This is a genomic window from Kitasatospora sp. CM 4170, assembly GCF_032110285.1.
GTDB classification, from domain to species: domain Bacteria; phylum Actinomycetota; class Actinomycetes; order Streptomycetales; family Streptomycetaceae; genus Kitasatospora; species Kitasatospora aburaviensis.
This window is the reverse complement of the sequence record NZ_CP134877.1, coordinates 6998938-7011475: the sequence shown is the minus strand read 5'-3', so window position 1 is coordinate 7011475 and position 12538 is coordinate 6998938. Positions and strand designations below refer to the sequence as shown.

At 74.5% G+C, this 12538-nt stretch carries 11 protein-coding genes; 4 read left to right on the top strand and 7 right to left on the bottom strand.

Annotated features, from left to right (window positions below; all coding sequences use genetic code 11):
* Positions 1–20 precede the first annotated feature (20 nt).
* On the top strand, positions 21–761 hold the full coding sequence (locus tag RMN57_RS29580) for a hypothetical protein (protein WP_313766338.1): 741 nt from the start codon (positions 21–23) through the stop codon (positions 759–761).
* A gap of 54 nt (positions 762–815) precedes the next feature.
* Here RMN57_RS29580 and RMN57_RS29575 read toward each other — a convergent pair whose 3' ends face one another.
* From RMN57_RS29575 to RMN57_RS29565, 3 genes are all read right to left on the bottom strand, one after another.
* The gene (locus RMN57_RS29575) at positions 816–1529 is read right to left on the bottom strand and encodes an aminoacyl-tRNA hydrolase (RefSeq protein ID WP_313766337.1); all 714 of its coding nucleotides are present in this window, start codon (positions 1527–1529) and stop codon (positions 816–818) included.
* Positions 1530–1634: 105 nt separating this feature from the next.
* The gene (locus RMN57_RS29570; RefSeq protein ID WP_313766336.1) at positions 1635–2726 is read right to left on the bottom strand and encodes an inosamine-phosphate amidinotransferase 1; all 1092 of its coding nucleotides are present in this window, start codon (positions 2724–2726) and stop codon (positions 1635–1637) included.
* A gap of 378 nt (positions 2727–3104) precedes the next feature.
* Positions 3105–5033 (bottom strand): ATP-binding protein, encoded by a 1929-nt coding sequence (locus RMN57_RS29565; RefSeq protein ID WP_313766335.1) that lies wholly within the window; start codon positions 5031–5033, stop codon positions 3105–3107.
* Between the two features lie 223 nt (positions 5034–5256).
* Here RMN57_RS29565 and RMN57_RS29560 point away from each other — a divergent pair, with 223 nt between their 5' ends.
* Genes RMN57_RS29560 through RMN57_RS29550 form a run of 3 tightly spaced genes read left to right on the top strand, consistent with a single transcriptional unit; the run spans position 5257 to position 8008 of the window.
* Positions 5257–6123 (top strand): CoA ester lyase, encoded by an 867-nt coding sequence (locus tag RMN57_RS29560; protein WP_313766334.1) that lies wholly within the window; start codon positions 5257–5259, stop codon positions 6121–6123.
* Positions 6124–6125: 2 nt separating this feature from the next.
* On the top strand, positions 6126–7379 hold the full coding sequence (locus RMN57_RS29555; RefSeq protein WP_313766333.1) for an aminotransferase class I/II-fold pyridoxal phosphate-dependent enzyme: 1254 nt from the start codon (positions 6126–6128) through the stop codon (positions 7377–7379).
* 20 nt (positions 7380–7399) lie between these two features.
* Positions 7400–8008 carry a MaoC family dehydratase gene (locus RMN57_RS29550; RefSeq protein ID WP_313766332.1) on the top strand — a complete coding sequence of 203 codons (609 nt, stop codon included), beginning with the start codon at positions 7400–7402 and terminating at the stop codon, positions 8006–8008.
* 139 nt (positions 8009–8147) lie between these two features.
* Here the strand turns inward: RMN57_RS29550 and RMN57_RS29545 are convergent, their stop codons facing one another.
* The 4 genes from RMN57_RS29545 to RMN57_RS29530 all read right to left on the bottom strand — a co-directional run bounded on the left by RMN57_RS29545 (position 8148) and on the right by RMN57_RS29530 (position 12511).
* Entirely contained in the window at positions 8148–9080 is a 933-nt protein-coding gene (locus RMN57_RS29545; RefSeq protein WP_313766331.1) for a zinc-binding dehydrogenase, read from the bottom strand.
* A 116-nt stretch (positions 9081–9196) separates the two neighbouring features.
* Positions 9197–10522 (bottom strand): peptide ligase PGM1-related protein, encoded by a 1326-nt coding sequence (locus RMN57_RS29540; protein WP_313766330.1) that lies wholly within the window; start codon positions 10520–10522, stop codon positions 9197–9199.
* Positions 10523–10710: 188 nt separating this feature from the next.
* Positions 10711–11298 (bottom strand): hypothetical protein, encoded by a 588-nt coding sequence (locus tag RMN57_RS29535; RefSeq protein ID WP_313766329.1) that lies wholly within the window; start codon positions 11296–11298, stop codon positions 10711–10713.
* A 283-nt stretch (positions 11299–11581) separates the two neighbouring features.
* Complete coding sequence (locus RMN57_RS29530) at positions 11582–12511, bottom strand: hypothetical protein (protein WP_313766328.1); 930 nt, start codon at positions 12509–12511, stop codon at positions 11582–11584.
* Positions 12512–12538: the final 27 nt, after the last annotated feature.

The following is a 12538-nucleotide window of genomic DNA, read 5'->3' as shown; positions in this document are numbered from 1 at the left end:
CAGTTCAGAAGAGGAAACCGATGACCTCCGCCCTCGCGGTGCTCCGCTCCGAGCGGGTCAAGTTCACCACGCTCCGGTCCCAGTGGATCACCCCGCTCGTCGCCGTCGCGCTCACCGTCGGCATCACCACGCTCGTCAACCTCGCGTACGGCCAGGTCGACCACACGCCCGGCGAGGACCCGGCGGGCGGGATCTACTACGGCCTGCTCTTCGGTCACGTCGCCGTCGCCTGCATCGGAGTCCTGCTGCTCGGGCAGGAGTTCAACACCCGCATGATCGGCGTCTCGCTCACCGCCGTCCCCCGGCGCGGGCGCCTCTACGGCGCGAAACTGGCGTTCGGTGCCGGGCTGGGGCTGCTGGTGGGGCTGGTCTCCACCGCGGGCTCGTTCCTCGCGGTCGCCACCACCGTCGGCCTCGACCCGTCCACCCCGGGCCTCGGGCGCAGCTTCCTCGCCGGTGTGCTCTACCACCCGCTGCTGGTGGTGCTCTGCCTCGGCCTGACCGCCGTGATGCGCAACTTCACCGCGGCGCTCGGGCTGCTGACTCCGATGCTCTTCCTCGGCACGACCTTCCTGGCCGCGATCCCGGGGGTGAGCGAGGTGGGCCGGTTCCTCCCCGACCGGGCCGGGCTGTACGCGATGCAGACCCAGGCGGACCCGGCCGTCCACTACGGACACTGGACCGGGCTGCTGATCATGGCACTCTGGACCGCCGCCGCGGCCTACGGCGGGCTCCGCTCGATCCGCCGCCACGCCGGCTGAACCGCCCGAGCCCTCGCACGGGCGCGATCGGCGGAGGACGGTCGCCCGCCGCCGTCAGCCGCGCAGCGCCGGGTGGTCGGCGACGACCGTGCAGCTGCCCGGGGCGATCTCGGTGAAGCCGGCGTCCTGGACCAGCGGCAGCCCGCTCGCCACCAGCTCCGCCCAGGCCTCGGGCGTGGCCGTGCGGACCGCCAGGGCGAAGCCGGACTCGGCCCACTCCTTGCGCTGCGCGTCGGTCAGGCGCCACCAGGCGAGCTGGGCGGCGTGGCCGGTCTGCGCCATGGTCTTCCCCGCGCTCATCTCCAGCTCCGGGTTCAGCCAGAGCACCGGAAGCCCCGCCTCGGCGGCGTCCACCGGACCGGCCTCCTCCAGGTCGGTACCGGAGACCTGGAGCTTCGCGAGCTCCTTCGGCCAGCCGTCGAGCGGGACCGGCGGGAACACCCGCACCTCGGCCTCCTGCCCGGTCACCGTGATGCCCGGCAGCTCGCCGGCCTTGCGCCACTCGCCGCCCCGCGCCCGGCGGACCACCTTGCGGATCCGGGCGTCCTCCCAGGCCGCCACCCGCTCCGCCCACTCGCCGTCCGCCTCGGTGACCCGGGGGTCGGCCAGCAGGGTGAGCACGGCGCGCGCCGAGGTCTCCAGCGCGTCGGTCCGCCCGGGCGGGGTCGCCTTCTCCAACCGGACCAGCAGCGGGAGCACGTACTGCGGCCGCGCGTCGCGGTCCTCGGGAGCAGGGGCAGGGACGGGGGCATCGAACGGAGAAGTCACCCGTCAAGCATGCCAGCCCCCGCTCCGCGACGATCACCGCAGGCGCGGCTGCAGCCGGAGGACCGGCCGCGGCGGTACGGCCGAGGCCGGTCGGCGGGGGCGCGCTCAGGAGAGGTAGTCCTCCAGGCCGCCGTCGCGCCGGATGTCCAGCGTCACGCAGTGGAACCCGCCGCCGAGCACCCGCGAGTGCCGCAGCCGGTGCGGCAGGACGGTGATCCCGGCGTGCTCCAGCTGCTTGATCAGGCTGTGCTGCTCCGACTCCACGATCGCCGTGTCCGGGCTGATCATCAGGAGGTTCATGCTGATCCAGCTCTCGCTGAGCGCGTGCTCGGGCGAGTCCGCCGACGGCTCGGCGGGCGGGCACCAGAGGACGTCCCAGCCGCGCAGCGGCTCGGGCACCGTCTCCGGGCTGATCCGCTCCGGGTTGAGCAGCACCAGCCCCGGACGCAGCAGCGCGATGGTGCTGTCGATGTGGGTGTAGCCGTAGATGTCGCGCAGCGGGTGGAGTCTGAGGTCGCCCAGCAGGCCGAGGGTGGATTCCAGCCACTTCAGGCCGAGTTCGTTGCCGCTGCGGGAGACCTGGTAGAAGACGTCACGGCCGAGCCGGAGCACGTTGGCGGCGTCGAAGACGGGCTCGGCCTCGCCCAGCAGCGGCAGGCCGTCGGCGTCGAACTCGAAGAGTCCGTCGTCGAGTCGGGGCCGCGGCGCGCAGAGCCAGCGGGCGCCGCCGAGCAGGTACTCCTGGAAGAGGTCGCGCAGGCCGAAGACTTCGAAGTAGCGGTGGCGCATCGGGCTCGCCACCTCGATCACCGTCTCCCCGACGACCAGCGTGAGGTCGCGCGGGCAGTAGGAGTGGAAGCCGCCCTCGGCCTTCCAGCCGGGCGCGGAGAAGGCGGCCGCGTGGTCGACGGCCCGGGGCTGGTGGACGGTCACGCCCAGACCGCGGAGGGTGGCGACCAGCGCGTCGAGGTCCTCCTCGGTCTCCTCCACGACCTGCTGCGGGTAGGCGCCGACCTCGATCGCGGCGAGCTCGGCGGCACTGGTCTTCGGGAAGCAGGAGAGCCAGGACGACGGGTCGGTCTGCTCGGGCAGCCGGGCGCCCACGGCGGTGCCGACCACCACCTCGCGCAGCGTGGTGAACTCGTCCCAGCTGTGGACCGGACGGGCCGGCGCAGCCGGGCGGGTCGACTCGGACATGACTCCCCCTTGACACGTGGTGAACAGCGCGGAATGGGAACGGATCGGACAGCGAACGGCGGGCAGGCGGAATCGGCTGAACATCGGTATCGGCGGGGAAGAACGAGAACGTCCGGCTGAAGCGGATACCGAACGGACCGCTCCGGCGGTGGAATTACCTCGGACCTCGGAGAAACCGCCGACCCGGCCGAGGCCGGCCACGACGGACGCGAAATCACCGGCCGGGCAGGCGAATTCACGGATTGCGTGAGCCGGGATCGATCGCCAAGCTACCCGGCCGCCCGACGGCCACGCAAGGGAGTGATCGACATTCCGGCCCCGTCCGACCGGCCCGGTGATTGACCGCCCCGTTGTTCGACGCCGCTTTCCCGAGGCTGATCAAACCCGCAGGACGCGGCGGATCCGGCTCCCGCTCGCCAGGGTCAGCAGCGCCCCGCCGGCCGCCGCGATCCCGGCCACGGCCAGGCTCTGCCGCCGGGCCCGGCGCCGGTCGGCCGCCGCCGCACGGACGGCGGCCGCCAGGAATGCGCGCTCGACGCCGCCCGGCACCAGTTCGCCGGCCGCCACCTGCCGCCGGACCGCCTCCAGCCGTCCGCCGCGGTAGAGCAGTTCCGGGTCGCGGTCGGCCGTCGCCCAGCTGCGTGCCGCCTCGGCGAGCCGGCGGTGTTCGACGATCGTCTCGCGCCCCTCGGCCAGCCAGTCGCGGAGCCGGGGCCAGGCCTGCGGCAGCGCGTGATGGGCCAGCTCCACGGTGTCCCGGTCCAGCACCACCAGCCGGGCCCGGACCAGTCGTTCGAGCACGGCGGGGACGCCCGGATCGTCGAACTCCCGGCGTCCGACGGGCTGGCGCGCGCCGTCGCCGGCGGCCCCCGTCGGCGGCCGGCCGCCGAGCCGCAGGAACACCGCCTTCGCCCGCTCCCGGTCCGCCGGGTCCAGCCCGTTGAACAACGCCTCGGCGGTGCGGGCCAGCGCCCCCTCGAACCCGCCGGTGGCCTGGAAGCCGGCCAGGGTGAGCGCGTTGCCGCTGCGCCTGCGCCAGGTCTCCAACAGGGCGGCCGACAGCAGCGGCAACGCGCCGGGCTGCCGGGCGGCAGTGGAGATCAGGACGGCGAGCAGGGCGCCCTCGACGGTGCAGCCGGCCCGGAGCGCCGGCTCGGTGATCGCCCGGCGCAGTTCGTCCGGCGCCGGCTGGCCGACGTCCAGGACGGCGCCGCGGACGACCGCGGCCAGCCCGCGGTGCTCCGCCTGGAGCGCGGCCGCCTGGTCGGACCGGAGCACCAGCACCACCCGGCACGGCCCGACGCCGGCGGGCCCGGTGCCTGCTTCGCCGAGCCCGCCGCCCCCGAACGCGTCCGCCCCGAGTCCGCCCGTACCGGGTCCGTGGGCCCCGGGCCCGTCCGCCCGGCCCTCCGCGACCGCCACCAGGGTGTCCAGGAAGCGCGCGCGTTCCGCGGCGTCCCGGCAGCGCGTGTGTAACTCCTCTCCCTGGTCGACCACCAGGACCGGGCCCGCCGGGCTCACCCCCGCCGCCGGGCTCACCCCCGCCGCCCGGCCGCCGCGCCCGCCCCGCGCCTCCCCGGCTCGCTGCCCGAGCCGGGCCAACGCCAGGGTGTACGCCTCCATCGGGCGCTCCCCGGGGGTGAGCAGGGCCACCGGCACGGTGCCCGCCGCACCCGTCCCGCGGCCGATCCCCCGCCCGGGCCTGCGGCCGGCGTGCCCGCCGTGCGCCGACGCGCCGCCGGGGGCCCCGCGCCCCGGCACGCCGCCACCCGGTGGTCCGTCCCCCGTCGCCCCACCGCCGGCCGCCCGGACGCCCCGGACGCCGGCGGCCGGCCCCCCGGCCAGCCGGGCCAGCAGCCCGGCCCGGACCAGCGAGGACTTGCCGACACCGGACGGCCCGGTGACCACCACCAGGCGCCGCTCGTCGAGCAGCCCGACCAACCGGTCCAGCAGCGCCTCGCGCCCGAAGAACCGCTCCGCGTCCACGGCCTCGAAGGCCGCCGCCCCGGGGTAGGGGGCCCGCCCGGCGTCCTGGGCACGCCGCCGCGCGGCGGTGTCCGCGGCCAGTTCGGCCGCCAGCAGCTGCCAGCGGTGCTGCCACTCGCGGACGTCCCCGCCGCACGCCTGGACGTACGCGAGCGTCACGGCGAGGCTGGGCAGCCGCCGCCCGCCCGCGGCCACCGAGAGGCTGGCCGCCGAACAGTGGGCCCGGACGGCCAGTTGGCGGTACGGCGGGCTGCCGGCCCGGTCCCGCAACGCCCGTAGATCGCTCGCGAACCGCAGCAGCGGCCCGTCCCCTTCGTCCAACGGACTCTCCCGACGCGGCACTGCTGTCCTCTTCTCCGTCGAAGTGGCGACCTTCCGGTGTCCATCCCCCGGATTCATCATGCGCAGCACCGTTGGCGTCAAACAATGGGGCGCACGTGCCGGTTGTTCCGAGTTGATGTTCAATGTCCAGTCGCTCGGCGCCGAACAATGCCGGTGGGATAGAACCGGGAGCCGCAGACTTCGCTGACTTCGGAGATTTCCCATGAAGTTCACGCGGTACTGCCGTTCCCTGCTGTCCACACCCGCGATGGCGGTGGAGCGGTACGCCAAGAGCCACCAGTCCGGGGCCGATATCGCCATGGTCGACCTGGAGGACTCGGTCCCGCCCGCACGGAAGGAGGAGGCCCGCCGGCTCGCCGAGGAGTTCTTCGACCTGCCGACCACGAAGCTCGCCCGGAGCGCGGTGCGCATCAACGCCCTCTGCAGGCCGGACGGCCTGCGCGACCTGATCGCGATCAGCCGCTACCGGGTGAAGCCGGACCTCGTGCTGGTGCCAATGGCGGAGTCCCCCCGCGACATCGAGATCGCGGCCGGCGCGCTCGGACCGGACTGCCCGGACACGGAGTTCCTCGCCGTCGTGGAGACGCCGCTCGGCATCGAGCACGCCCCCGCCATCGCGGCGGCCGGCCACCGGCTGCGCGGGCTGGTCTTCGGCTCGGCCGACTACGCGTTCGCGGTCGGCGCCCGGCTCTCCTGGGACGCCCTCGCGCACGCCCGCGGCCGGCTGGTCAACAGCGCCCGCGCCGCCGGGGTGGAGGCGATGGACGCGCCGTTCTTCGAGGTCGCCGACCTGGACGGGCTGCGCCACGAGGCCGCACTCGCCCGGGACTTCGGCTTCAGCGGCAAGATCGCCGTGCACCCGCGCCAACTCCCCCTGATCAATGAGGCGTTCAGCCCGGACGAGCAGCTGCTGGAGCGGGCCCGCCGGGTGGTCGAGGCGGGTCGGGAGAACGGCCGCTCGGTCACCGTCGTGGACGGCGTGATGGTCGGCATGCCCTTCTTCGAGGCCTCGCAGCGCCTGATCGAGCAGTTCGCCCCACCCGAACCGAACGAGACGAAGGAGAAGTGACGATGACCGAGGCAACCGAGCCCGCGGAGTCCGTCCAGGGCCCGCGCCGCTACCGCAACGCCGCGGCGATGCTCGCCACCGCCGATCCGGTCTGGCAGGCGGCCGGCGCCAACGGCCTGATCGGCATCAAGGTGGACTCGGAGTCCAACAACCGGCTGATCGTCCGCGAGACCGGCCACGAGTTCGCCAACATGGTCTCCTGCGCCTACCTCGGACTGAACAACCACCCGCAGGTCGCGGCCGGTGCGGTGGACGCGCTCACCGAGTCCCGGAGCACCTGGCTGGTCACCTCCACCACCCGGATCCGGCACAACCTGCTGGTCCGCCTGGAGGAGGAGTTGGGTGACCTGTTCGGCGCGCACGTCCTCCCCGGCGCCTCCTGCACCTCGCTCACCGCCGGCATCCTGCCGCTGGTCGCCTCCGGCCACCTGAACGACCGCTGCGACGGCAGCAGCGACGGCCCCCGGGTGATGGTCTTCGACCGGTTCTGCCACTTCTGCATGGCCTACGTGAAGCCGATCTGCGCGGACGAGGCGCTGGTCCTCAACTGCCCGCACAACGACCTCGACTACCTGGAGGACATCTGCCGCAAGTACCCGCGGGTCGCCTACGTGGCGGACGGCGCGTACTCGATGGGCGGCGCGGCCGCGCTCGACGGCCTGCTCGAACTCCAGGACCGCTACGGGCTGTTCCTCTACATCGACGACTCCCACTCGCTCTCCATCATGGGCGAGCGCGGCGAGGGCTTCGTCCGCTCCCGGCTGGAGATGAACCCGCTGACGGTGATCGTCGCCAGTCTCGGCAAGGGGTTCGGCACCGGCGGCGGCATCGCGATGCTCGGCAACCGGGAGCAGTTCGAGTTCCTGCACCGCCACGCCGGCCCGGTCGGCTGGTCGCAGAACGTCGCGCTCCCCCTGGTCGGCGCCTCGCTCGGCAGCGCGGCCATCCACCGTTCGCCCGAACTGGCCGAGCTGCAGGGCAGGCTGAACCGCAACATCGACCTCTTCGACGAACTCCTGCCGACGAGCTTCGCCGGCAACGGCCTGCCGGTGCGGCGCGTGGACGTGGGCGACGCCGAGCGCGCCGTCAAGCTCTCCGCCCAGCTCTTCGAGCGCGGCTTCTACAGCTCGGCGGTGTTCTTCCCGATCGTTCCCAAGGGCGAGGCCGGGCTGCGGCTGATGATGCGCGCCGACATGGACGAGCGCCTGATCACCGAGTTCGCCGGCCACGTCAAGGAACTCACCGCCGACCTCTGACACCTGGGAGCACCCGCACCATGCCCGAACCCCTGCCCGCAGACCACCACACCCCCGCGCTGCGCCCCGCGGCCGCCGGCGACCTCCCGGGCGCGGCCGCGCCCGAACCCGAGCCGGTCGGCTACCGGCGGATCGGGCAGCAGCGCTACCGCGAGGTGGTCGGCCGCTACTACGAGGAGTTCACCGTCGGCGACGTGGTCGAGCACCGCCCGGGGCGCACCGTCACCGAGCTGGACAACGTGCTGATGAGCATGCTCAGCATGAACGACGCGCCGCTGCACATCGACGCCGCCTATTCCGAGCACACCCCGTGGGGGCGGCCGATCGTCTCCAGCCTGGTGACGCTCAGCATCGTCGGGGGGATGACCGCCCGCTCCACCAGCGGGCGGACCATCGCCAACCTCGGCTGGGAGAACATCCGGATGACCCACCCGGTGTTCACCGGCGACACCCTGTACGCGGAGACCGAGACGCTGGCCAAGCGGCTCTCCAAGAGCCGCACCGGGCAGGGCATCGTCAGCTGCCGCACCACCGGGACCAAGTCCACCGGCGAGGTCGTGGTGGTGTTCGAGCGCAGCTTCCTGGTCCCGCTGCGCGGCCACGGTCTGGACGAGGTCGCCGGCTACTGACGACGGCCGGCCGGCAGTGCCCCGGCGGACGGGGTCCGGCGGTCGGATGTCGGAATCCGCCCGCCGAACCCCGCCGGCCGGCCGGCGCCCGGTCCGCCCGGTCCGTCGGTCGCGCCGGCGCCCCGGGCCCGCGGCCGTGCTACGCCCGCACGTCCACGAGCACCTTGCCCATCGTCTCGCGCGCACCCATCGCCCGGTGCGCGGCGGCCACCTCGGCGAGCGGGACGACGCGGTCGATCCGCGCCACCAGCCGCCGCCGCTCGGCCAGCCCGAACAGCCGCGCGGCGACGTCCGCGAACAACGCCCGGTCGTCCAGCACGTGCTGGAGCCAGAAGCCGAGCACACCGACCGACCCCTCGGCCAGCTCGGCCACCGAGAACGACTCCTCCGGACCGCCACGCGCCCCGACCGACAGCAGCCTGCCGAACGGCGCCAGCGCCGCCAGCCCGGAGCGCAGCACCCCGCCGCCGACCGAGTCCACGAAGAGGTCCACGCCGCCCGCCTCGCCGAGCAGTTCGGCCAGCCGCGGGTCCGCCGGGTCGAACACGGCGTCCGCCCCCAGCGAGCGGACGAAGTCCCGCTTCGCCTCGGTCGAGGCCACGCCGAGGACGCGGCCCGCACCCAGCTCCCGGGCCAACTGCACCGCCAGGTGCCCGACGCCGCCGGCCGCCGCCGTCACCGCGACCCGCTCACCCGGGCGGATCCGCCCCAACAGGGTCAGCGCACCGTAGGCCGTCGCCCCCTGCTCCAGCAGCGCCAGCGCCTGCTCGTCGCTCACCCCGTCCGGCACCTCCACCGTGAACGCCGGCTCGGCGCAGGCCACTTCGGCATAGCCGCCGCCCGAGCGGAGCAGTGCCGCGACCCGCCGGCCGTCGCCGCGCCGCCGGCCGACCACGTCCGCGCCGAGCACGGCGGGCAGCGGGTAGCACCCGTAGGACCCCTCGCGGCAGTGCAGGTCCGCGTAGTTGAGGCCGGCCAGGGTCACGTCGATCACGACCTGGCCCGGTCCCGCGACGGGTTCGGGCACGGTCTCCGCGCGCAGGACCTCCGGCCCGCCGTAGCGCCGGATCACCGCCGCACGCATCCCCGGAGACCCGCCGGCGGGACGGCCGCCTCCGGGGTCGCTCTCGCTGCCGCCCCCGAGGTCACCTCCCGGGGCGCCCGGGCCGCCCCGTCCGCTGCCGCGCGTCACCGCGCGAACAGCGCGAGCAGGCGGCTCTCGGCGGCCCGGGCCGCCGCCGCGTCCTCGGCGATCACGCAGTACATCACCGAGCCGTCGGCCGGCCCGAAGTCCGCGCTGAACACCACGCCGGTGCGCGTCCGCGGGTCGAAGGCCAGCCCGGCCCGCTCGACCGCCGCGACGGCCTCCGGGAAGGACGGTACGTGCAGCCCCGCCAGCTCCAGGATCACCCGGTCGGCGCGGTGTCCGGCCCCGACCAGACGGGCGAACAGCGCGTCGTGCAGATGGGTCGAACCGGTCAGCCGCCCGTTGGTCTCGCTGAAGTACAACTCGCCCTTGGGCGTGAGGAAGGCGTCGGCACTGACCGTTCCCCGGTACCCGAGCACCCGCAGCGACTCGCACAACCGCGCCGCCTGGTCGACGAGTTCGGCCCGCACGCCGGCGTCCGGGGTGACCGGCGGGGTGATCTCCCCGACCACCACCGGGTCCATCACCATCTCGCCGCAGCCGGAGAGCACCGAGCCTCCGTCCCCGATGGAGAACTCCGCGTACAGCGGCACCGCGTCCGCGAAGTACCGCTCCACGACCACCCGTTGGTTGCGGCCCCCGGTCAGCCACTGCCACCGCTCGGCCACGTACGCGGCCACGGCACCGGCGTCCGCCAGCTCCACCGCCCGCTGCGCGCCGGCCGGGGCGACCTGTTCGGCGCGGGTCAGGACCTCGTTGCCGAAGCCGCCCGCCTGGTACTCGACCTTCACCATGACGCTGTGGCCCTGCTCCAGCAGCCCGTTCACCGCCGCCTCAACCTGCTGCGGCGAGGTGGCCACCGTCCCGGGCGACACCGGCACCCCGGCCCCGGCGGCCAGCGCCCGGAACACGGCCTTGCTGTTCACCAGCGCGTTGCCGCCCTGCGCGGCGAACGCGTGCCCCGGCACGGCGTCCTCGGCCCCGACCGCGGCGGCCAGGTCGACCACGGCCGCGTTCGGCGAGATCGCCAGCACCCGCCGCACCGGCCGTCCGGCCAGCGCGCGGCGCAGCTCCCCGCGGAATCCCGGGTCGGCGAGGCGGTCCGGAGTGAGGATGTCCTCGCCGTCCGGGCCCGCGGGCGGCACGACCACCGTCAGGCTCTCCGCCCTGGTCCCGGTGAGCCCGGTGACGTACGCGAGGTAGGCCGGCTCGGGCTCCCAGGGCAGGACCAGGACGTCGCCGTCCTCGGCGAACCAGAGCATCCGCTGGGCCCCGCAGCCGGCGAACGCCCGCTCCAGCGGCGTCATCCCGGTGAGGTCCCCGACCATCTCCTCGGTGCGGTTGTTTCCGATGCACAGCGTCGTCATCTGCCGAACTCTCCCCATCGCCGGTCGGTGCTGCGCTCCAGGTGTAGCGCACCGGGGTTGTTCGAGTTCGGCTCTCGGTCATTGAACAAAAACGCTGAACAACGGCCTCCGCACGCCCTCGGCGGGGCGGCGTGCGGCGCTTCGGCGCGGCACCCGGGCCTGGCGTCCGCACGGCGCCCGGCGCCGGTTCAGCGCAGGCGCTGCCGCAGTTCGGCGACCGCGGCGCGGATGCCGGCGCTGTACGCGTCCTCGGGCAGTGCGTCCAGGCTGCGCACCGCCCGTTCCAGCTCCTCGCGGGCCCGGTCGGGCTCGCCGAGCTTGAGGTGGTCCGAGGCGAGGTTGAGGTGCAGTGCGGGGTAGAACGCGCGGACCTGCAGCGCGGACTCGTAGGTCTGCGCCCGCTCGGCGGTCAGCGAGTCGGCGGCGGCCAGCGCCCGCCGGTCCCACTCCAGTTCGGCGTGCGGGTCGTCCTGGAGGTCGGCCAGGTAGTGGGCGAGGACGCAGCGGTGGAAGACGTCGCCGTTCTCGCCGAGTGCGTCCCACAGCTGCTCGAAGCTCTCCCGGGCCTCTGCCGTCCGCCCGCGCTGCGCGGCCTGCACGCCGTCGAGCCCGAGTGCCAGCCGCTCCAGTACCGGGTCGGGGGCGGCCTGGTCGGCGTCCGGGGCCGCAGCCCGGCCGGGGTCGGCACGCAGACCGCCCGCCGGGTCGGTGTCGGCAGGCGCGTGTGCGGCCCGGTCGGCGGCGGGCCGGCCCTCGCTGTCGGACATCTCGGACATGTCCGCAGCCTAGGCCCTGCCCGGTCGATCTTGTCGGATCAGCGCGCGGCTCCCCCAGCCTTCGGCCGGGAGGTACCCCCACTCCGCGCCCGGCTGGGCGTGCGCCCGGATCAACCTCGTACTGGACGTACTTGGGCGATTCGGGCGTGCGTCCAGCCGGGATGCCCGGCGTCGTGCGCCCGGCAAGATCGGCCGGACAGGGCCTAACCGGGGAGCCCGCCCGCCGCGCCCGCTTGAGCCGGCCCGGGCGGCACCCACCGCGGGCGCCGCCGGCCGGTCCCGGTCAGCGCCGGTAGCCCCGCTGCCTGTCCCGCTCCTCCGCGTCCTCGTACCCGAGGAACCACCCCTCCGGGTGGGTCGCCGTCAGCAGCAGCTCGGTGCGCTGCTCCGAGTCCAGCTCCGGGTCCCCGTCGTCCGGCCCGTAGGCCCCGAACAGCTCGTCCCGGCAGCCGTCCCAGTCGTAGTCGTAGAGGTCGGCGGGCAGGTCCCCCATCATGTCGGCGACCGACTCCGGCTGCGCACCGAGCAGCGTGCGGGCGTCCACCAGGGCCATCCGCAGCGCGATCTCCTCGGCCGGACAGCGCGGCAGCGGCCACTCGCCGAGCGCGAGGTCGTCGGCGAGGTCGTCGAAGGCGCGGGCCATCGACCGGCGCCAGGCCCGGTGCATCCGCCAGGTGCGCTGCGGCAGACGGCCGAAGACCGTCCAGTCCCCCTCCTCGCCGTCCACGACCGGTTCGTCCTGGTGCTCCTCCAGGTCGTCGTACGCCGCGTCGGCCAGGCCGAGCAGCTGGGCGTGGAGCAGGCAGGCGGTGCGCGGGGTGAGCGTCCAGTCCCCGGCCGCGCCGCCGTCCTCCTCGTCGCCCTCCAGCGGGAAGAGCTCGGCGAAGTCGGGCGCGAAGTCCTCGGTGACGCTGATCTCCAGCGTGCCGCCGATCGCCTCGACGCCCGGGATCGCCGCCACCAGCCGGTCCGGGTGGAGCAGCGCACCGAGCGCCGCGTTGGCGTCCTCGGCCACCTCGCGCAGCAGCTCGCGGCGTTGGCCGGCCGGGTCGATGCCCTCGAAGTCCAGCTCCTCCACGGCCGCGATCGCGGCCGCGCGCAACGCCGGCCAGTTGGTGATCCGCAGGCCCAGCACCACCGTCGCCTCGATCTCCTGCGCGCCCGAGTCCTCGGCCGCGCCCGGCCCCTGTGGATGATCGCTTCGCTCGCCCATGGGGCTACGGTACGGCTTTTCCGTCGC